20 protein-coding genes are annotated in these 20189 nt (G+C 73.5%); 13 read left to right on the top strand and 7 right to left on the bottom strand.

All coding sequences use genetic code 11. The features are described from left to right. A partial coding sequence (locus A4V12_RS06295; protein WP_159028823.1) for an acetyl-CoA carboxylase biotin carboxyl carrier protein subunit occupies positions 1-255 on the top strand: 255 nt, incomplete at its 5' end. A gap of 107 nt (positions 256-362) precedes the next feature. After that, on the top strand, positions 363-971 hold the full coding sequence (locus A4V12_RS06290; RefSeq protein WP_064068213.1) for a TetR/AcrR family transcriptional regulator: 609 nt from the start codon (positions 363-365) through the stop codon (positions 969-971). Between the two features lie 321 nt (positions 972-1292). Here the strand turns inward: A4V12_RS06290 and A4V12_RS06285 are convergent, their stop codons facing one another. Both A4V12_RS06285 and A4V12_RS06280 read right to left on the bottom strand, forming a co-directional pair. Further along, entirely contained in the window at positions 1293-2255 is a 963-nt protein-coding gene (locus tag A4V12_RS06285) for a DeoR family transcriptional regulator (protein ID WP_079136842.1), read from the bottom strand. Between the two features lie 178 nt (positions 2256-2433). Next, entirely contained in the window at positions 2434-3873 is a 1440-nt protein-coding gene (locus A4V12_RS06280; protein WP_064068211.1) for an NAD(P)H-quinone dehydrogenase, read from the bottom strand. Positions 3874-4012: 139 nt separating this feature from the next. Between A4V12_RS06280 and A4V12_RS06275 the strand changes: the two genes are divergently transcribed. The 4 genes from A4V12_RS06275 to A4V12_RS06260 all read left to right on the top strand — a co-directional run bounded on the left by A4V12_RS06275 (position 4013) and on the right by A4V12_RS06260 (position 8934). Further along, positions 4013-4450 carry a gamma-glutamylcyclotransferase gene (locus A4V12_RS06275; protein ID WP_023586845.1) on the top strand — a complete coding sequence of 146 codons (438 nt, stop codon included), beginning with the start codon at positions 4013-4015 and terminating at the stop codon, positions 4448-4450. 180 nt (positions 4451-4630) lie between these two features. Next, positions 4631-5455 (top strand): purine-nucleoside phosphorylase, encoded by an 825-nt coding sequence (locus tag A4V12_RS06270; RefSeq protein ID WP_064068210.1) that lies wholly within the window; start codon positions 4631-4633, stop codon positions 5453-5455. A 518-nt stretch (positions 5456-5973) separates the two neighbouring features. After that, positions 5974-7614: a phospho-sugar mutase gene (locus tag A4V12_RS06265; protein ID WP_064068209.1), complete on the top strand. Its 1641-nt coding sequence runs from the start codon at positions 5974-5976 to the stop codon at positions 7612-7614. Positions 7615-7743: 129 nt separating this feature from the next. Then, positions 7744-8934, top strand: a complete 1191-nt coding sequence (locus A4V12_RS06260; protein ID WP_064068208.1) for a hypothetical protein — start codon at positions 7744-7746, stop codon at positions 8932-8934. Positions 8935-8937: 3 nt separating this feature from the next. Here the strand turns inward: A4V12_RS06260 and A4V12_RS06255 are convergent, their stop codons facing one another. From A4V12_RS06255 to A4V12_RS06245, 3 genes are all read right to left on the bottom strand, one after another. Beyond that, positions 8938-9549 (bottom strand): PH domain-containing protein, encoded by a 612-nt coding sequence (locus A4V12_RS06255; protein ID WP_064068207.1) that lies wholly within the window; start codon positions 9547-9549, stop codon positions 8938-8940. 30 nt (positions 9550-9579) lie between these two features. Continuing rightward, the gene (locus A4V12_RS06250; protein ID WP_064068206.1) at positions 9580-10170 is read right to left on the bottom strand and encodes a class F sortase; all 591 of its coding nucleotides are present in this window, start codon (positions 10168-10170) and stop codon (positions 9580-9582) included. Between the two features lie 129 nt (positions 10171-10299). Beyond that, positions 10300-11592: a hypothetical protein gene (locus tag A4V12_RS06245; RefSeq protein WP_159028822.1), complete on the bottom strand. Its 1293-nt coding sequence runs from the start codon at positions 11590-11592 to the stop codon at positions 10300-10302. Between the two features lie 252 nt (positions 11593-11844). Here A4V12_RS06245 and deoC point away from each other — a divergent pair, with 252 nt between their 5' ends. Genes deoC through A4V12_RS06230 form a run of 3 tightly spaced genes read left to right on the top strand, consistent with a single transcriptional unit; the run spans position 11845 to position 15123 of the window. Then, positions 11845-12792, top strand: a complete 948-nt coding sequence (gene deoC, locus A4V12_RS06240; protein ID WP_064068204.1) for a deoxyribose-phosphate aldolase — start codon at positions 11845-11847, stop codon at positions 12790-12792. A 5-nt stretch (positions 12793-12797) separates the two neighbouring features. Next, complete coding sequence (locus A4V12_RS06235) at positions 12798-14231, top strand: aldehyde dehydrogenase family protein (protein ID WP_064068203.1); 1434 nt, start codon at positions 12798-12800, stop codon at positions 14229-14231. Then, positions 14224-15123: an aldehyde dehydrogenase family protein gene (locus A4V12_RS06230; protein WP_064068202.1), complete on the top strand. Its 900-nt coding sequence runs from the start codon at positions 14224-14226 to the stop codon at positions 15121-15123. Before A4V12_RS06235 ends, A4V12_RS06230 begins: the two co-directional genes overlap by 8 nt. 74 nt (positions 15124-15197) lie before the next feature. Here A4V12_RS06230 and A4V12_RS37375 read toward each other — a convergent pair whose 3' ends face one another. After that, positions 15198-15560: a hypothetical protein gene (locus A4V12_RS37375; RefSeq protein ID WP_064068201.1), complete on the bottom strand. Its 363-nt coding sequence runs from the start codon at positions 15558-15560 to the stop codon at positions 15198-15200. A 54-nt stretch (positions 15561-15614) separates the two neighbouring features. Between A4V12_RS37375 and A4V12_RS06220 the strand changes: the two genes are divergently transcribed. Then, a complete protein-coding gene (locus tag A4V12_RS06220) occupies positions 15615-16352 on the top strand; it encodes a uridine kinase (protein ID WP_079136841.1) in 738 nt (245 codons plus the stop codon). Positions 16353-16525: 173 nt separating this feature from the next. Here A4V12_RS06220 and A4V12_RS06215 read toward each other — a convergent pair whose 3' ends face one another. Then, positions 16526-17248 (bottom strand): SigE family RNA polymerase sigma factor, encoded by a 723-nt coding sequence (locus A4V12_RS06215; RefSeq protein ID WP_064068199.1) that lies wholly within the window; start codon positions 17246-17248, stop codon positions 16526-16528. A gap of 149 nt (positions 17249-17397) precedes the next feature. Between A4V12_RS06215 and afsQ1 the strand changes: the two genes are divergently transcribed. The 3 genes from afsQ1 to A4V12_RS06200 are packed head-to-tail and all read left to right on the top strand — an operon-like array spanning position 17398 to position 20172. Further along, positions 17398-18075 carry a two-component system response regulator AfsQ1 gene (gene afsQ1, locus A4V12_RS06210; protein WP_179166385.1) on the top strand — a complete coding sequence of 226 codons (678 nt, stop codon included), beginning with the start codon at positions 17398-17400 and terminating at the stop codon, positions 18073-18075. Beyond that, positions 18072-19559 carry a sensor histidine kinase gene (locus A4V12_RS06205; RefSeq protein ID WP_064068197.1) on the top strand — a complete coding sequence of 496 codons (1488 nt, stop codon included), beginning with the start codon at positions 18072-18074 and terminating at the stop codon, positions 19557-19559. The genes afsQ1 and A4V12_RS06205 overlap by 4 nt, the downstream gene beginning before the upstream one ends. Then, entirely contained in the window at positions 19546-20172 is a 627-nt protein-coding gene (locus A4V12_RS06200; RefSeq protein WP_064068196.1) for a hypothetical protein, read from the top strand. Before A4V12_RS06205 ends, A4V12_RS06200 begins: the two co-directional genes overlap by 14 nt. Positions 20173-20189 lie beyond the last annotated feature (17 nt).

Raw genomic sequence — 20189 nt, 5'->3', positions numbered from 1 at the left:
AAACGACGCGCCGCCAAGAAGGCCGGCTCGGCCGCCTCGGGCGACACCCTCGCCTCCCCGATGCAGGGCACGATCGTCAAGGTCGCCGTCGAGGAGGGCCAGGAGGTCAAGGAGGGCGACCTCGTCGTCGTCCTGGAGGCCATGAAGATGGAGCAGCCCCTCAACGCCCACCGCGCCGGCACCATCAAGGGCCTGGCCGCCGAGGTCGGCGCGTCGGTGACGTCCGGCGCCGCGATCTGCGAGATCAAGGACTGACACGCCTCACCACGAGGGGCCCGCCGGCAGTCGCCCGGCGGGCCCCTCGTCATGTGCGCGATGGCATCCTGGAGACAGAGGCGGGGCTGCGAGGGAGGACGGGCGCGATGGCGACGAGCACGGCGGCGAGCGGGACGGCGGCGGACGGGACGCCGGGCGCTCCGCGCCCCATGCGCGCCGACGCCCGCCGCAACTACGAGCGGCTGCTGCGCGAGGCCCGGACCGCCTTCGCGGAGCACGGCACCGACGCGTCGCTGGAGGACATCGCCCGCCGCGCCGGGGTGGGGATCGGCACGCTCTACCGGCACTTCCCCAACCGGCACGCGCTGATGAACGCGGTCTTCCAGGACGCTCTCCACACCCTGCTGGAACGGTCGCGCGACCTGGCCGGCGCCGAGCAGCCGTGCACGGCGCTGGTGGAGTGGCTGCGTGCCATCGTCACGCACGCTGGCGAGTACCGGGGCCTGGCCCGTGCGCTCATGTCGGCGTCGCACGACGCCAGTTCGGCCCTGTCGCAGTGCAGCACCCCGATGCGCTCGGCGGGCGAGCGGCTGCTGGTGCGCGCCCAGGAGGCCGGCGCGGTGCGCGCGGACGTGTCGATCGGCGACCTGATGCAGCTCACCAACGCCATCGCGCTGGCCGCCGAGCAGTCCCCGGACGATCCGGAGCTGGCCGACCGCCTGCTGACGCTCACCCTGCGCGGCCTCAAGCCCTGACGCGGAGACGCGCCGGTCCCGGTGACGCCGCCCGTGGCCGTCGACCCTGGTGCGGCGGCCGTAGCCGTCGGCCCTGGTACGGCGGCCCTGCGCGGGCGAGGGCGCGGCCCGGTGCACCGCCGGTGGTACGCCGGCCCTGGTGCGCCGCCCGTGATCGCCGGCCGTGATCGCAGCCCCCGGTGCGCCACCCGTAGCCACCGCACCTGCTGCACCGCCCCGCGCGGGGCGGGGGCGTGGCCCCCGCGGGACGGGGGCGCGGCCCCCGGAGGGGCCTGTCGGCGGCGGCGCCGGGCCGCCCGCAGCGGCGCCCGGGGCGGCCCGTCAGCGGCGGCGCAGGTCCGCCACGCGCGCCGCGCGCTCCGGCGGCTGGCCGTCCCCGGCCAGTGACGCGCTGCGCAGCTGCGGGCCGCCCGGGTGCCGGCCGCGCTGGCCCGGCAGCGGAACGTCCCTGCGGCCCGGCCGGCCGGGCGGCGGGGCACTCTCCGCGCCCGACGCGCCCGGCCCGGAGCCGGCCACGGTGATCTGCACGCCCTGGTCGGCCAGCGCCTGGAGCTCGGTGCCCGCCCGGTCGTCGTGGACGGGCGGCTCGTCGGTGACCAGCCGGGTGATCAGGTCCGTCGGCACGGTCTGGAACATGGTGTCCGTACCGAGCTTGGTGTGGTCCGCCAGCACGACCACCTCCGCCGCCGCCTGCACCAGCGCCCGGTCGACGCTCGCGGAGAGCATGTTGGACGTGGACAGGCCCCGCTCGGCGGTGAGCCCGCTCCCGGACAGGAACGCCCGCGACACCCGCAGCCCCTGGAGGGACTGCTCGGCCCCGCTGCCCACCAGGGCGTAGTTGGAGCCGCGCAGGGTGCCGCCGGTCATGACGACCTCCACCCGGTTGGCGTGGGCCAGCGCCTGGGCGACGAGCAGGGAGTTGGTGACGACGGTCAGCCCGGGCACGCGGGCGAGCCGGCGGGCCAGCTCCTGCGTGGTGGTCCCGGCGCCGACCACGATGGCCTCGCCCTCTTCGACGAGTCCGGCGGCCACGTCGGCGATGGCCGTCTTCTCGGCGGTCGCGAGATGGGATTTCTGCGGGAAGCCGGACTCTCGCGTAAAACCGCCCGGCAGCACCGCACCGCCGTGCCGGCGGTCGAGGAGTCCTTCTGCCTCCAGTGCCCGCACGTCACGCCGTACGGTCACTTCGGAGGTCTGGACGACGCGGGCGAGCTCCCGGAGCGATACCGCCCCGTTGGCGCGCACCATTTCAAGGATCAACTGGCGACGTTCTGCAGCGAACACGAAACTGACAGTAACGCCAGCGACCGTTTCTTTGCAGCGGTATGCGCCTATTAAGGGAAGTTGCGAACAGACGGGCCCGCCAAGTGGTATAGGCGGGCCCGTCCGAGAACGGTCGTTGATTGATCGATGTCCCGACTTGCCGGGGGTTGCCGGGTGTTGTCCCTCCCCCGGCGGCGGCCTACGCCTCGGCGGACGTCTTCCGGGTGTGCAACTGTCGTGCCACCTCGGCGATCGAGCCCGACAGGGACGGGTACACGGTGAAGGCGTTTGCGATCTGTTCGACCGTCAGGTTGTTGTCGACCGCGATCGAGATCGGGTGGATCAGCTCGCTGGCGCGCGGCGCGACGACACAGCCGCCGACCACGATGCCGGTGCCCGGACGGCAGAAGATCTTGACGAAGCCGTCCCGGATGCCCTGCATCTTGGCGCGCGGGTTGCGCAGCAGCGGCAGCTTCACACAGCGCGCGTCGATCTTGCCCGCGTCGACGTCGGCCTGCGTGTAACCGACCGTGGCGATCTCGGGGTCGGTGAAGACGTTCGAGGAGACGGTCTTCAGGTTCAGCGGCGTCACGGCGTCGCCGAGGAAGTGGTACATCGCGATCCGGCCCTGCATGGCCGCGACCGACGCGAGCGCGAAGACGCCGGTGACGTCACCGGCGGCGTACACGCCCGGAGCGGAGGTGCGGGAGACCTTGTCGGTCCAGATGTGGCCGGACTCCTTCAGCCGTACGCCGGCCTCCTCCAGCCCCATCCCGGCGGTGTTCGGGATGGCGCCGACCGCCATCAGGCAGTGGCTGCCGGAGATGACCCGCCCGTCGGCGAGGGTGACCTCCACCCGGTCCCCGACGCGCTTGGCGGACTGGGCGCGGGAGCGGGCCATGACGTTCATGCCGCGGCGCCGGAAGACGTCCTCCAGGACGGCCGCCGCGTCCGGGTCCTCACCGGGCAGCACGCGGTCGCGCGAGGAGACCAGGGTGACCCTGGAGCCCAGCGCCTGGTAGGCGCCGGCGAACTCGGCACCCGTGACACCGGAACCGACCACGATCAGCTCCTCGGGGAGCTCGTCCAGGTCGTACACCTGCGTCCAGTTGAGGATGCGCTCGCCGTCCGGCAGGGCGTCGGGGATCTCGCGCGGGTGGCCGCCGGTGGCGATCAGCACCGCGTCGGCGGTGAGCGTCTCCTCGCTGCCGTCGGCGGCGGTGACGATCACCTGGCGGGAGCCGTCCACGGCCTGGCGGCCGTCGAGGCGGCCGCGGCCGCGCAGCACGCGCGCGCCCGCCCGCGTGACGGAGGCGGTGATGTCGTGGGACTGGGCCAGGGCGAGCCGCTTCACCCGCCGGTTGACCTTGCCGAGGTCCACGCCGACGATCCGGGCGGCCTGCTCGATGTGCGGGGTGTCGTCCGCGACGATGATGCCCAGCTCCTCGTGCGAGGAGTCGAAGGTGGTCATCACCTCGGCCGTGGCGATCAGGGTCTTCGAGGGTACGCAGTCGGTCAGGACGGACGCTCCGCCGAGGCCGTCGGTGTCGACGACGGTCACCTCCGCGCCGAGCTGGGCGCCCACCAGGGCCGCCTCGTATCCGCCGGGTCCGCCACCGATGATCACGATCCGGGTCACAGGGGTTACGCCTCGCGCTCTCGTCACGGCAGGGGTGCAAGTACGTACCCCATTGTCCCGCACGGCTCCGGGTGCTTCCCGCCGGGGCCCTCCATCGAGGAACAGCGCTCACCCCCGGCCCTCCCGTACCCTCGATCCCATGTCGCTCTACGCCGCGTACGCCGGCAACCTCGACGCGCGGCTGATGACCCGCCGCGCCCCGCATTCCCCCCTGCGCGGCACGGGCTGGCTCAACGGCTGGCGGCTGACCTTCGGCGGGGAGCAGATGGGCTGGGAGGGTGCCCTCGCCACGATCGTGGAGGCGCCGCGCTCCCAGGTGTTCGTCGCCCTGTACGACGTCGCGCCCATGGACGAGGACTCCATGGACCGCTGGGAGGGCGTCGGGCTCGACATCTACCGGCGCATGCGGGTGCGGGTGCACACCCTGGACGGCGAGGAACCCGCCTGGGTGTACGTGCTCAACGGATACGAGGGCGGCCTGCCGTCGGCCCGCTACCTGGGCGAGATCGCGGACGCGGCGGAGTCGGCGGGCGCCCCGCACGACTACGTGATGGAGCTGCGCAAGCGCCCCTGCTGACCGTTCCTTGTCGGAAACGACAAGACAACGATCCGGGGTCCGTGGGCATCGTCATCTACGCGCGTAGGCAACTTCGGGCTACGCTCTTGTGCGTACTGCTTTCTTCCGGGGCCGGCCCCCGGACCCCCGGTCCTCGTGAGCGGTCCGGGGCGACTGTTACTTCGCGAGGCGAGAGACTCTGTGAACGCAACTGCCACCCCGGACCACCTCCAGGGCGACCCCTACGCCGCCGCCGCCGACGCCGCCGCGCGCCTGCGCGAGCTGACCGGCGCCGAGACCCACGACGTCGCCCTGGTGATGGGCTCCGGCTGGGCGCCGGCCGTCGACGCGCTCGGCGCCCCGGACGCCGAGTTCCCGGTCACGGAGCTGCCCGGCTTCCCGCCCCCGGCCGTCGAGGGCCACGGCGGCAAGATCCGCTCGTACTCGATCGGCGACAAGCGCGCGCTGGTCTTCCTGGGCCGCACCCACTACTACGAGGGCCGCGGCGTCGCCCCCGTCGCCCACGGTGTGCGCACCGCCGTCGCCGCCGGCTGCAAGACCGTCGTGCTGACCAACGGCTGCGGCGGCCTGCGCGAGGGCATGCGCCCCGGCCAGCCGGTCCTGATCAGCGACCACCTGAACCTGACGGGTGCCTCGCCCATCGTGGGCGCCAACTTCGTGGACCTCACCGACCTCTACTCGCCGCGCCTGCGCGCGCTGTGCAAGGAGGTCGACGAGACCCTCGAAGAGGGCGTGTACGTCCAGTTCCCCGGCCCGCACTACGAGACCCCGGCCGAGATCAACATGGTCCGCGTCCTCGGTGGCGACCTGGTCGGCATGTCGACCGTGCTGGAGGCCATCGCGGCCCGCGAGGCGGGCGCGGAGGTGCTCGGGATCTCGCTGGTCACCAACCTGGCGGCGGGGCTCTCGGGCGAGCCGCTGAACCACGAGGAGGTCCTCCAGGCGGGCCGCGACTCCGCCGCGCGCATGGGTGAGCTCCTCACCCGGGTGCTGGACCGCATCTGACCCACCCCCGGGGCGGGCGCCGACCCGTCGGCGGGTTTCCCCGGCGACCCGCCCGGTGCCGGTTGCCGTGGGCGCCGGCCCGCCGGCGGGTCTCCCCGGTGACCCGCCCGGTGCCGGTTGCCGTTGGGGTCCGCTCCGTGGCGGGTGTCCCGGGCTCTCCCTCGCAAGCTCGGTCGTCTTACGCCCGGAACACCCCCCACTGCGCGTCCCCCTTCCGGGGTGGGCCCGGGGTGGTTTCCGCCGGCGTGAGGGTGTCGGGGCCGGAGGCGGGGGGTGCTCAGACGTAAGACGAGCGAAGCGAGAGTCCGAGCATCCCCCGCCGCAGGACCAGACACCCGCCCCCGCCCACCGGCGATAGCCGAACGGCGAAACGCCCCGCCCACCGGGCAGGAGCCGGACGACGAGGCACCCCGCACCACCGGCGCCGGCCGGACGGCAAAGGGCCGGGAACCGGGACGGAGGCCCGCCGCCGGGGTACGGCACGTACCGCAGACCAGACATCCAGAGAGGCAGACACCGTGCAGCAGAACCTCATCGCGCAGGCGAAGGCGTGGCTCGCCGAGGACCCCGATCCCGAGACGCGCGAGGAGCTCGCCGGGCTCATCGGGGCGGAGGACCTGGACGAGCTCGCCGCCCGGTTCGGCGGCACGCTCCAGTTCGGCACGGCCGGGCTGCGCGGCGAGCTGGGGGCCGGCCCCATGCGGATGAACCGGGCCGTGGTGATCCGCGCGGCGGCGGGGCTGGCCGCGTACCTGAAGGCCGAGGGCCGCACCGGCGGGCTCGTCGTGATCGGCTACGACGCCCGCCACAAGTCGGCCGACTTCGCCCGGGACACCGCCGCCGTGATGGTGGGGGCGGGGCTGCGCGCCGCGATCCTGCCGCGCCCGCTGCCGACGCCCGTCCTGGCGTACGCCATAAGGCACCTGGGCGCCGTCGCCGGCGTCGAGGTCACCGCCAGCCACAACCCGCCCCGCGACAACGGCTACAAGGTCTACCTGGGCGACGGCTCGCAGATCGTGCCGCCCGCCGACTCGGGGATCGCCGCCGAGATCGCCGCGATCGCGAGCCTGAACGACGTACCGCGGGCCGAGGACGGCTGGGAGACGCTCGGCGAGGAGGTCCTGGAGGCCTACCTGGCGCGTACGGACGCCGTCCTGAGCCCGGGGTCCCCCCGGACCGCGAACGTCGTCTACACGGCCATGCACGGCGTCGGCAAGGACGTCGTCCTCGCGGCCTGGGAGCGCGCCGGGTTCCCCGCGCCGACGCTCGTGGCCGAGCAGGCCGAGCCCGACCCGGACTTCCCGACCGTCGCCTTCCCCAACCCCGAGGAGCCGGGGGCGATGGACCTGGCCTTCGCCGCGGCCCGCGAGGTGCGGCCGGACATCGTCATCGCCAACGACCCGGACGCCGACCGCTGCGCCGTCGCCGTCCCGCACGACGGCGACTGGCGGATGCTGCGCGGCGACGAGGTCGGCGCGCTGCTCGCCGCCCACCTGGTCCGCAAGGGCGTGACCGGTACGTTCGCCGAGTCGATCGTGTCGTCCTCGCTGCTGGGCCGGATCGCGGAGGCGGCCGGGCTGCCGTACGAGGAGACGCTGACCGGCTTCAAGTGGATCGCCCGCGTCGAGGGTCTCGCCTACGGCTACGAGGAGGCGCTCGGCTACTGCGTCGACCCCGGCGGCGTGCGCGACAAGGACGGCATCACGGCGGCGCTGCTCGTCGCCGAGCTGGCCTCGGAGCTGAAGGAGGAGGGCCGTACCCTCTCCGACCTGCTGGACGACCTGGCCCTGCGGCACGGGCTGCACGCCACGGACCAGCTGTCGGTGCGCGTGGAGGACCTGGGCATCATCGCGAACGCCATGCGGCGCCTGCGCGAGCAGCCTCCGGCCACGCTGGCCGGGCTGACGGTGACGTCGGCCGAGGACCTGACGAAGGGCACCGACAGGCTGCCGCCCACGGACGGGTTGCGGTACCACCTGGACGGCGAGCACCGGGCTCGTGTCATCGTGCGGCCCAGCGGCACCGAGCCGAAGCTGAAGTGCTACCTGGAGGTCGTCGTCCCGGTCGCCGACGCGAGCGGGCTGGCCGGGGCGCGGGCGAAGGGCGACGACGTGCTGGCCGCGATCAAGCGGGACCTGGCGGCGGCGGCCGGTATCTGAGGGGTGGCGCCCGTACGCATCCCGTACGGGTGAATTCCCTACGTCAGTCGACGCAGGGGGCCGGTACGTTCCGGGGGCCACCGAGCAGGGTGACCCCCGGTACCGCAGCCGAGCCCCTGGAGCGCCACCGTGCCCCCGTCGGTGATCACCCCGCGCCCGACCGTCCCCGCGTCGCGCCGGCCCCCGTCCCCGGTGGCCGGGGGCGTACGGGAGCGGACCGCCCGCTCACTGCGGTACGCCGCGCCCGCCCTGCTCGGGTACCTGTTCGTCCGGCTCCTGGGGCTGCTCGTCCTGGCCCGGTGGGCGCACCTCAAGGGGCACGGGGTGTGGCCGACGCTGGCGACGTCCTGGGACTCGGACTGGTACCTGGGCATCGCCGACCACGGCTACCAGGACCACCTCGGCACCCGGTACGACTCCAACAATCTGGCGTTCTTCCCGCTCTACCCGGTGCTGGTGAAGGCGGTCGCGGGCGTCACGCCCGGCTCGCGCGCGTCGGTGGCGCTGCTGCTGGCGGTGGGGTTCTCCCTGGTCGCCGCCTGGGGGGTCTTCGCGGTCGGTGACCGGCTGCACGGGCGCCGCGCCGGCACGGTGCTCGCCGTCCTGTGGGGCGCCCTGCCGGTCGGGGTCGTGCAGTGGATGGGCTACACCGAGTCGCTGTTCACGGCGCTGGCCGCGTGGGCCCTGTACGCCGTGCTGACCGGCCGCTGGTACGCGGCGGCGGCCCTGACGGTGCTCGCCGGCCTCACGCGCCCGACCGGGATCGCGCTCGCCGCGGCGGTGACGGCGGCCGGCCTGGTGGCGGCGGCCCGCACGCGCGCGTGGGCCCCGTTGGCCGCGGCGCTCACCGCTCCCCTGGGCTGGCTCGCGTACGTGGCGTGGGTGGGCCTCCGGGTGGGCCGCTGGGACGGGTACTTCGCCGTGCAGCGGCTGTGGCGCAACACGTGGGACGGCGGCGCGGGCACCCTGCGCGAGATGCGGGAGCTGCTCGCCTACGACCGGACGCCCCAGCTGTTCCTGGTGGCCGTGTCGGCGGTGCTGGTGGCCTCGGTGGCGCTGTACGCGCTGTGCCTGGCCGACCGGCAGCCGCCGGCGCTGCTGGTCTTCTGCGGGGCGCTGCTGGTGGTGGTTTTGGGCAGCGGCGGGGTGTACTTCCCGCGCGCCCGTTTCCTGCTGCCCGCCTTCCCGCTGCTGCTGCCGGCGGCCGTGGCGGTGGCCCGGGCGCGCGGGGCGGTGGCCGCGGTGGTGCTGGGGGCCGCCGCGCTGTCGTCGGCGTGGCTGGGCGCCTACATGCTGCTGGTGTGGCCGGGGCCGCCGTGACGCTCAGACGGCGAGCAGGACCAGGAGGAGGACCAGCCCGGCGAGGGCGGGGACGATGATCTCGTAGGCCCACCGGATCTTGGCGGTCCCCTGGGCGGTGGGCCGCGACGCGCCCCGCTCGGCCAGTTCGCGCAGGTCGGCGACGGTCCGGTCGGCGCCGGCGGACGCGGCCGCCTGTCCGGTGCCGGGGCCTGCGGCCGGTCCGGGCGCGGCCTCCGTCCGGTCCCGCCGCCGCGCCGCCCGCTTGCGCTCGCGCAGCGAGACGGGCACCGACCACAGCTGGTAGACGGTGCCGTCCACGGTGACGACCTCGCTGGAGTACCCGGCGCGCACGTCCGCGACCGCCGCCCAGGGCAGCTCGACGGTCCGGAACGGGTTCCGTACGCGCATGCGGTCGGCGCCCGCGTACACCACCGGCCGGAAGGTGAACGCGACGATCAGCGGGACGACGAGCAGCAGCCCGGCCGCGGCGATCCAGGGCACCCGGCCCTCGCCGGTGACCAGGGCGTCACCGCCGATCCAGGCGGCGAAGCCGATCAGCAGCAGTCCGCCGATGATCCCCGGGGTCGAGCGGAAGGACCGGTCGGCGTACTGGGGCTGCTCGGGGGTCGTCATGCGGCCGATTCTGCCTCACGGCCCGGAGCCTCACACGACCAGATCGGCGTACACGATGATGTTGTCCGGCCGGTGGCCGTCCACCAGTTCCCCGCCGCAGGTGATGAGGCGCAGTTCGGGGCGGGTGGTGTCGCCGTAGACCTTCCGCGTCGGGAAGGCCTTCTTGTCGACCTGCTCCAGTTCGCGTACGCGGAAGAGGGCGGTGGTGCCGTCGGCCCGCCGGACGGTGATGCGGTCGCCGGTGCGCATCCTGGCGACGTCCTTGAGGACGGCCGGGCCCTCGGCGGTGTCGAAGTGGCCGATCAGCACGGCGGGCCCCGTCTCGCCGGGCGTGACGCCCTTGTCGTACCAGCCGATCCGGTCCGCGTCGGCGACGGACGGCACTTCGACCGTGCCGTCGGCGGCGAGGCCGAGGCCGAGCACGGGGCCGGTGTCGACGCCCGCCGCGGGGATCTCGACCCGTACGGGCCGGGAACGGGCCATGGGGGCGGCGGCGGCCGCGGGAGGGGCGCTCGCGGGTTCGACGTGGGCGGGCGGGGCGGGCCGGGGGGCGTCCGCGGGGGCGCCGCAGCCGGCCGCGCCGGCGAGGACGAGCAGCGCGGCGGCGAGCCGGTGCTTCACGGGGGCTCCTGGGAACGTGGGCGGCGGGCCGCCGCGTGGGGTGTGTCGCGGCGGCCCGCCCGGGGTGGGAGTGGCCCGCTCGGGTCGGGACGGGCCACGGGAGGAACGGTGATCAGCGGTGGTCGGCGATCAGCGGTGGTCGGCCGCCCGGCGGCGCATGGCGACGAATCCGAGGCCGGCGGCCGACAGGGCGGCGGCGCCCGCACCTGCGGCGACGAGCAGGGTGCGGTCGCCCTCGCCGGCCGTCTCGGCACCGGCGGCGACCCCGCCCCTCGGCACGACGGACGTCTGCGAGGTGGTGCCCTGGGCGGTGACGGCGGCGGTGGCGTGCGTGGCCGTGTCACCGCCCTTGTCCCCGTCCTGCCCGGCACCCTTGCCCGTGCCGTTGTCGCTGTCGCCGCCCTTGTCCGCGCCCGGGACCTCGGCGCCGATGTGGACGGCCGCGCCCTGGGTGGCGGCTCCGACGACGTAGTGGGAGAACGTGCCGTCCCGGTCGAGGACGACGACGGCCGAGCCCGTGCGCAGGACGGCACGGCCGGTGCCGTCGACGAGCAGGACGCCCTTCGGGCACCCGTCCTCGGTGCACGCGGAGATGCCGTAACGGCCCGACTCCGTCCTGACGATCCGGATCAGCCGGCCGTTGGGCAGCCTGTAGACGCCCGGCTCGGCGCCGGTCACGACGTTGTCCCTGCCGAGCCAGTCATACGCCGAGCCGTCCGCGTCGAGCACGAGGTACTGGACGTCGTTCTGGGCGGCCACCGAGCGGCCGTCGGCGTCCAGGACACCGATCGAGGTGCCGTCGACGAAGGTGTCGGCACGGTGGTGGTCCGGAGTGACGCGGTAGATCTTGACGTAGGTGCCGTTCTTGAGGGTGCGGGTACGGACCAGTTCGCCCATGTCCTCGTCGACCTGGCGCGGGATCACCCGTCCGTCGGCCCTGAGGAGGACCTCGACCCGGTTGTACGTGCGCTTCTCGCCGGCCTTCAGCGTGAACAGCGTCCTGCCGGCCCGGCGGACGTCGGCCTCCAGCGTGCCGTCGACGCGGAAGACCTGCGCGGACATGCCCTCCACGAGCTGGACGGTGGCGAGGGGCTCGCGCTCGCCGGACCCGGGCTGCGGCTCGCCTGCGGCGGGCTCGGTGTCCGGCGCGGCGGGCTTCACCGCCGGGGCGGCCGGGTCGGTGTCCGGCGCGGCGGGCTTCACCGCCGGGGCGGGCTCGGTGTCCGGCGCGGCGGGGCCGGCAGCGGTCCCGGGCCCGGCGGGCTGCGGGTCCGCAGCGGCCGGCCGGGTGCCCGCGGTCGGCGAGCCGGTGGCCGGCCGGCTGCCGCCGGGGCCCTCGGCGGCGGTGGCGGCGGTCGTGGGGGTGAGCACGGCACCGGCCATGACGGCGGTGGCGATGGCGGTGCGAAGGGCGAAACGCATGACGACTCCGTGATGCCGGAAGAGGGTGGAGGTGAGGAAGAGCCGCATGCCGCCTGCTCGTTCGGGCGGCGCCGGTGAGTTCTGGCGGGCTGCACGAACAAAGTTATGGATCTTGTGTGCGGGACCCGTTCGCTCCCTGTCACGAGCGCGTGACAGAGCTCACTTCACCCGTGTCCACCAGCGCGTATCCACGGACCACGCGCCCGGGGCTGTACAGGCCGCTACGCGCGTAGATATGCTCAAGTGGTGACCATGCCCCCTGCACCCGCATTCGCTGACGTGACCGCGTCCGACAGCACGCTGCGCCGGTTCCTCCACGGGCTGCCCGGCGTCGACACCGTCGGCCTGGAAGCGCGCGCCGCGTCTCTCGGTACCCGTTCGATCAAGACCACGGCCAAGGCGTACGCCATCGACCTGGCCATCTCGATGATCGACCTGACGACGCTCGAAGGCGCGGACACCCCGGGCAAGGTCCGGGCGCTCGCCGCCAAGGCCGTCAATCCCGACCCCACCGACCGCACCACCCCGCGCACCGCCGCGGTCTGCGTCTACCCCGACATGGTGGCCACCGCCAAGGCCGGCGTCGCGGGGACCGACGTGAAGGTCGCCTCCGTCGCCACCGCCTTCCCGGCCGGACGCGCCGCCCTCGACGTCAAGCTCGCGGACACCCGTGACGCCGTCGCCGCCGGGGCGGACGAGATCGACATGGTGATCGACCGCGGGGCGTTCCTCGCGGGCCACTACCTGAAGGTGTACGAGGAGATCCGCGCCGTGAAGGAGGCCTGCGGCGAGCAGGCCCGCCTGAAGGTGATCTTCGAGACCGGCGAGCTGTCCACCTACGACAACATCCGCCGCGCCTCCTGGCTCGGCATGATCGCGGGTGCGGACTTCATCAAGACCTCGACCGGCAAGGTCGGGGTGAACGCCACTCCCGCGAACACCCTGCTCATGCTGGAGGCGGTGCGCGACTTCCGCGCCCAGACCGGGGTACAGGTCGGGGTGAAGCCCGCCGGCGGCATCCGGACCACCAAGGACGCCATCAAGTTCCTGGTCCTGGTCAACGAGACGGCCGGTGAGGACTGGCTGGACAACCACTGGTTCCGGTTCGGCGCGTCGAGCCTGCTGAACGACCTGCTGATGCAGCGTCAGAAGCTGGCCACCGGACGTTACTCCGGTCCCGACTACGTGACGGTGGACTGATCACGATGACTAAGTTCGAGTACGCACCCGCCCCCGAGTCCCGCTCGGTCGTCGACATCGCGCCGTCCTACGGCCTGTTCATCGACGGCGAGTTCACCGAGGCCGCGGACGGCAAGGTCTTCAAGACCGTGTCGCCCGCCTCCGAGGAGGTGCTCTCCGAGGTCGCCCAGGCCGGTGCCGAGGACGTGGACCGGGCCGTGAAGGCCGCCCGCAAGGCGTTCGAGAAGTGGAGCGCGCTGCCCGGCGCCGAGCGCGCCAAGTACCTGTTCCGGATCGCCCGGATCATCCAGGAGCGCAGCCGCGAGCTGGCGGTCCTGGAGACCCTGGACAACGGCAAGCCGATCCGGGAGACCCGCGACGCGGACCTGCCGCTGGTCGCCGCGCACTTCTTCTACTACGCGGGCTGGGCGGACAAGCTCGACCACGCGGGCTACGGCGCGAACCCGCGCCCGCTCGGCGTGGCCGGCCAGGTCATCCCGTGGAACTTCCCGCTGCTGATGCTGGCGTGGAAGATCGCCCCGGCCCTCGCCACCGGCAACACGGTGGTCCTCAAGCCCGCCGAGACGACCCCGCTGTCCGCCCTGTTCTTCGCGGACATCTGCCGCCAGGCGGGCCTGCCCAAGGGTGTCGTGAACATCCTGCCCGGGTACGGGGACGCCGGCGCCGCGCTGGTCGAGCACCCGGACGTGAACAAGGTGGCCTTCACCGGCTCCACCGCCGTCGGCAAGGCCATCGCCCGCCAGGTGGCGGGCACCTCCAAGAAGGTCACCCTGGAGCTGGGCGGCAAGGGCGCCAACATCGTCTTCGACGACGCGCCCATCGACCAGGCCGTCGAGGGCATCGTCACCGGCATCTTCTTCAACCAGGGCCAGGTCTGCTGCGCGGGCTCCCGCCTGCTGGTCCAGGAGTCGATCCAGGACGAGCTGCTGGACGCCCTCAAGCGCCGCCTGTCGACGCTGCGCCTGGGCGACCCGCTGGACAAGAACACCGACATCGGCGCGATCAACTCCGCCGAGCAGCTGGCGCGCATCAAGGCGCTCGCCGAGACCGGTGAGGCCGAGGGTGCCGAGCGCTGGTCCCCGGCCTGCGAGCTGCCGTCCTCCGGGTTCTGGTTCGCCCCGACGCTCTTCACCAACGTCACGCAGGCCCACACCATCGCCCGCGACGAGATCTTCGGCCCGGTGCTGTCGGTGCTGACGTTCCGTACCCCGGACGAGGCCGTCGCCAAGGCCAACAACAGCCAGTACGGCCTGTCCGCCGGCATCTGGACGGAGAAGGGCTCCCGCATCCTCGCGGTGGCGAACAAGCTCCGTGCGGGCGTCGTCTGGGCCAACACGTTCAACAAGTTCGACCCGACCTCGCCCTTCGGCGGCTACAAGGAGTCGGGCTTCGGCCGCGAGGGCGGCCGCCACGGCCTGGAGGCGTACCTCGATGTCTGAGTCTTCCCGACTGAGCGTGCTCAAGACCTACAAGCTGTACGTCGGGGGCAAGTTCCCCCGCAGCGAGAGCGGCCGGGTGTACGAAGTGCAGGACCACAAGGGCAAGTGGCTGGCGAACGCGCCGCTCTCCTCCCGCAAGGACGCCCGTGACGCGGTCGTCGCCGCGCGCAAGGCGTTCGGCGGCTGGTCCGGGGCGACTGCGTACAACCGCGGCCAGGTCCTCTACCGCGTCGCCGAGATGCTGGAGGGCCGCAAGAGCCAGTTCGTGCACGAGGTGGCGCACGCGGAGGGGCTGTCCAAGTCCAGGGCGGCCGAGGTCGTCGAGGCCGCCGTCGACCGCTGGGTCTGGTACGCGGGCTGGACGGACAAGATCGGCCAGGTCGTGGGCGGGGCGAACCCGGTCGCGGGCCCGTTCTTCAACCTGTCCACCCCCGAGCCGACGGGCGTCGTCGCGATCGTCGCGCCGCGCGAGTCGTCGTTCCTGGGCCTGGTGTCCGTCGTCGCCCCGGTGATCGCCACCGGCAACACGGCGGTCGTCGTCGCCTCCGAGACGGCCCCGCTCCCGGCGCTGTCCCTGGGCGAGGTGCTGGCCACCTCCGACCTGCCGGGCGGTGTCGTGAACGTCCTGTCCGGCAAGGCGGCCGAGATCGCCGCCCCGCTCGCCGCGCACCAGGACGTCAACGCCATCGACCTGACCGGCGCGGACGCCTCGCTCGCGCGTGAGCTGGAGATCGCCGCCGCGGACAACCTCAAGCGCGTGCTGCGCCCGCGGGGCGCGGACGGGGAGGACTTCACCGCCGACCCGGGCACGCACCGGCTCACCGCGTTCCTGGAGACCAAGACGGTCTGGCACCCCACCGGCTCCCTGGGCGCCTCGGGATCGTCGTACTGATCCCTTCACGGCCGAACGGCTCCGCCTCCTCTCCGTCCGGGGGAGGCGGAGCCGTTCTCGTCCGTCCGGCCGGGTCAGCCCGGGATGATCCCGCCCAGCACGGGCCCCGCGACCGGCAGGCCCGGGAGGCTGGTCAGGGAACCGGTCGCCGTGGTCGTGTCCACCGGCTTGAAGTCGCTGACCTGCGTGCCCACACCGTTGTTGAGGGGGTCCACGCCCGTCTGCGCCAGCGGGTTGACCTTCAGGTTCTTGGCCACTCCCGTCACGTGCGGCACGGCGCCCATCGTGCCCTGCAGGGCCGCCTGGGGGTCCGTCTTCGGCAGCTGCGGCAGCTGCGGCGGCTGCACCACCGCGTGCGCCGCGCCCCCGGTGACACCGAGGGCGGCGCCCAGCGCCGATACGGCGATCCCGGCCTTCAGCAAGGTATGACGTGTCATGGAAGCTCCTGCCACCTGCGTAACGTGTCGGGTACGCACCGTATTTGAGATGTGATGCTGGATACCAACGGGTCCAGGACGGGGTCCCCCTACCGGGTCAATGGTTCAGACTGGTGTCCCGTGAGTTCCCTACCGATCCCGACCCGCGTCGTGCTGCTCGCGGGCCCCTCCGGCTCCGGCAAGTCCTCCCTCGCGGCCCGCACCGGTCTGCCCGTGCTGCGCCTCGACGACTTCTACAAGGAGGCCGACGACCCGACGCTCCCGCGCGTCCCCGGAAGCACGGACGTCGACTGGGACTCGCCGCTGTCCTGGGACGCCGACGCCGCCGTCGCCGCCATCGTGGAGCTGTGCGCCACCGGACGCACCACCGTGCCGGTGTACGACATCGCCTCCAGCTCCCGTGTCGACCGGGAGGTCCTCGACATCGAGCGCACCCCGCTCTTCGTGGCCGAGGGCATCTTCGCGGCGGACATCGTGGCGCGGTGCCAGGAGCTCGACGTCCTCGCGGACGCGCTGTGCCTGCGCGGCCGCCCCTCCACCACGTTCCGCCGCCGGCTCCTGCGCGACCTGCGCGAGGGCCGCAAGTCGGTGCCCGTCCTGCTGCGGCGCGGCTGGCGCCTGATGCGCGCCGAGCGGTCGATCGTCACCCGGCAGACCGCCCTGGGCGCCCACCCCTGCGACAAGGCGGAGGCCCTGGGGCGCCTCGCCGCGGCGGCGGCCGGCCGGCACCGCGCCCCGACGGCCCTGGCGGCCCCGGCGCCCGCGGCGACCCGGGCCCCGGAACCGGCGTAGCCCCGGCAGGGCGCCGGGCGCCGGCCGGACACGACGAAGGGCCGGACAGAACCCCCCGTTCTGTCCGGCCCCGCCTTGCCCCCCGTACCCCGTTCCCCCCGCTGTCCCCCGTTTCCCCGTTCCCCCCGTGCACGGCCGCCGTCTCCCCCGAGACCGCGACCGCCCCCCGGCCCTCAGGCCACGAGCTGGCCGAAGGACTCCTCTTCGTCACGGCCGAAGCTGAGGACCTCGTCCTCGCGCAGCCGGCGCAGGGAGCGCCAGATGCTCGACTTCACCGTGCCGACGCTGATGTCCAGGATCTCCGCGATCTCCGGATCCGTACGGCCCTCGTAGTAGCGCAGCACCAGCATGGTGCGCTGCAGTTCGGGCAGCCGGGCGAGCGCCTGCCAGAGCACGGCGCGCAGTTCGGTGCCGCGCATCGCGTCGGTGTCGCCGGCGGACTCGGGGAGTTCCTCGGTCGGGTACTCGTCGATCTTCCGCCGCCGCCAGGCGCTGATGTGCAGGTTCGTCATGGTGCGGCGCAGGTAGCCGCCGACCGCCGCCTTGTCGCTGATGCGCTCCCAGGCGCGGTACGTCGAGAACAGCGCGCTCTGCAGCAGGTCCTCGGCCTCGAACCGGTCACCGGTGAGGTGGTAGGCGGTGGCGTACAGGGAGGCGCGGCGCTCCCGCACGTAGGCGGTGAATTCCGCCTCCGTGAGGTTCGTCCGCTCCCCCGATTCCTCCCCGTACGCCGCTCCCCCGTCAGGCACGGCGACCATGTAGGGCGCCTTGTGCTGACGCCCGGCGTTGCGAACGCACCCCCGCGAGTTCACCCCGCCGGACTTCTCGGTGCTCCGCGTGACGTCGTGGAGACGCGTGACAACTGCGCTTGAGGTGGTGCTGTGCAGTGCGTTCATCTCGCGCCCCCCGTCGGTTGGAGTCCGTTCCGGTCCGTGTGCCAATGAGCTTGCCCGGGGCACTTCATAGCGGTGTCCGCCGACTGTCACAGACCTGTCACAGGCCCCGGCGGTCGATCTGTCCGGCCCCCATGGGACAGAATGACGCCGTGCCTTTCCTGTTGCTGATCGAGGACGACGATTCCATCCGCACGGCCCTCGAACTCTCGCTCTCCCGCCAGGGCCACAAAGTGGCCACCGCGGCGACGGGCGAGGACGGCCTGAAACTGCTGCGGGAGCAGCGGCCGGACCTGATCGTGCTGGACGTGATGCTGCCCGGCATCGACGGGTTCGAGGTGTGCCGCCGCATCCGGCGCACCGACCAGCTGCCGATCATCCTGCTGACCGCGCGCAGCGATGACATCGATGTTGTGGTGGGTCTGGAGTCCGGTGCGGACGACTACGTCGTCAAGCCGGTGCAGGGCCGGGTGCTGGACGCGCGGATCCGCGCGGTGCTGCGGCGCGGGGAGCGCGAGTCGACGGACTCGGCGACGTTCGGGTCGCTGGTGATCGACCGGTCGGCGATGACCGTCACGAAGAACGGCGAGGACCTCCAGCTCACGCCGACGGAGCTGCGGCTGCTGCTGGAGCTGTCGCGCCGTCCCGGTCAGGCGCTGTCCCGTCAGCAGTTGCTGCGCCTGGTGTGGGAGCACGACTACCTGGGCGACTCGCGCCTGGTGGACGCGTGCGTCCAGCGGCTGCGGGCGAAGGTGGAGGACGTGCCGTCCTCCCCGACCCTGATCCGCACGGTCCGCGGCGTGGGCTACCGGCTGGACGTGCCTGCGTGAGGAGGACGAGTCTGCGGCTGCGCCTCGTCGTCGTCTTCGCCCTCGTCGCGCTGACCGCCGCGGCGTCCGCGTCGGGGATCGCGTACTGGCTCAACCGCGAGGCGGTGCTGCAGCGTACGCAGGACTCGGCGCTGAACGACTTCCGCCAGGAGATGCAGCGGCGTGCCGCGACGCTGCCGCTGCGGCCGACGGAGGAGGAGCTGCGGCGGACCGCCGAGGAGATGTCGTCCGGCGGTGTCGGCTACGGCGTGGTGCTGCTGGGCGAGCGGGCGAAGGGCAAGCCGATAGTCGGGGTGTCCGACCCGGACCGGTTCACCATGGACGACGTGCCGCAGGAGCTGCGTACGGCGGTGAACGAGCGGCAGGAGGTGGCGGACGGCAACGAGTACCCGTACCACCTCTACTGGCAGCGCACGACGCGGGACGGCACGCCGTACCTGGTGGGCGGGACGCGGATCGTGGGCGGCGGGCCGACCGGCTACATGTTCAAGTCGCTGGACCCGGAGCGGCAGGACCTGAACTCGCTGGCGTGGTCGCTGGGGATCGCGTCCGCGCTGGCGCTGGTCGTGTCGGCGCTCCTGGCGCAGGCCGCGGCGACGACCGTGCTGAAGCCGGTGCACCGGCTCGGGGAGGCGGCGCGGCGGCTGGGCGAGGGCGAGCTGGACACCCGGCTGCGGGTGTCGGGCACGGACGAACTGGCCGATCTGTCACGGACGTTCAACAGCGCGGCGGAGAGCCTGCAGAAGCGGGTCGCGGACATGAGCGCGCGGGAGGAGTCGAGCCGGCGGTTCGTCGCGGACATGTCGCACGAGCTGCGGACGCCGCTGACCGCGCTGACCGCCGTGACGGAGGTGCTCGAGGAGGAGGAGGACGGCCTCGACCCGATGATCGCCCCGGCCGTCAAGCTGGTGGTCAGCGAGACGCGGCGGCTGAACACCCTGGTGGAGAACTTGATGGAGGTGACCCGTTTCGACGCGGGTACGGCGCGGCTCGTGCTGGACGACGTCGACGTCGCCGACCAGGTGACCGCCTGCATCGACGCGCGTGCTTGGCTGGACGCGGTCGAGCTGGACGCCGAGCGCGGGCTGATGGCGCGGCTCGATCCGCGCCGTCTCGACGTGATCCTGGCGAACCTGATCGGCAACGCGCTCAAGCACGGCGGGTCGCCGGTGCGGGTCGCGGTGCGCACGGCGGGGGACGACCTGTTCATCGAGGTGCGCGACCACGGGCCGGGCATCCCCGAGGACGTGCTGCCGCACGTCTTCGACCGGTTCTACAAGGCGAGCGCGTCGCGGCCGCGGTCCGAGGGCTCGGGTCTGGGGCTGTCGATCGCGATGGAGAACGCCCTGATCCACGGCGGTGGCATCACGGCGGCGAACTCGCCGGACGGTGACGGGGCGGTGTTCGTGCTGCGGCTGCCGCGCGACGCGTCGCGGACGGACCCGGAGCGGGCGGAGCGGCAGGAGGGTGATGGGCGTGCGTGAGGGACGGGGCCTGGTCGCGCTCGCGGGGATCGCCGTGGTCGCCGCCGTGGCCTCCGGGTGCGGGATCCGTACGACGTCCGTGCCGGTCGACGCGGGTGCGGCGCCGTCGCGGCTGCCGTGCAGCGTGTCGGGCTCGGCCTCCGGGCCGGGCATCGCGACGCGGGCGCAGCAGCAGCCGGTGCCGGTGCGGGTCTACCTGGTGTGCGCGTCCGGGCTGGAGGCGGTGGACCGCACGGTGCCGCAGACGGCGGACAAGAACCCGGCGGACGGTCGTCTGGCGGTGGCGCGGGCGCTGCTGATCCGGCTGGTCGCGGAGCCGACGGAGACGGAGCGCGAGGCGGGGTTCACCACCTCCGTGCAGGGGCCGCTGGCCGTGTCGGCGGGCCGGGACGGTGATCCGGAGGGGGCGCTGCGGCTGAGCCGCCAGCCGGAGGACCTGCCCGCGGCGGCGCTGTCGCAGATCGTGTGCACGTACGCGGAGAACGGCACCACGGCCGACGGCGGGACGGTCCTGCTCGGCGGGCCCGGCCCCTATCCGGTGCGGCGCTACGCCTGCACCGAGCAGTTGCGGGAGCGCCCGGACTCGGCGGTGCCGACGCGTCCGGCGTCCTGACCGGGCGGCGGGGCCGG

Origin of the sequence: Streptomyces noursei, assembly GCF_001646665.1 — a bacterium.
GTDB classification, from domain to species: domain Bacteria; phylum Actinomycetota; class Actinomycetes; order Streptomycetales; family Streptomycetaceae; genus Streptomyces; species Streptomyces lavendulocolor.
This window is presented reverse-complemented; position numbering and strand designations above follow the sequence as displayed.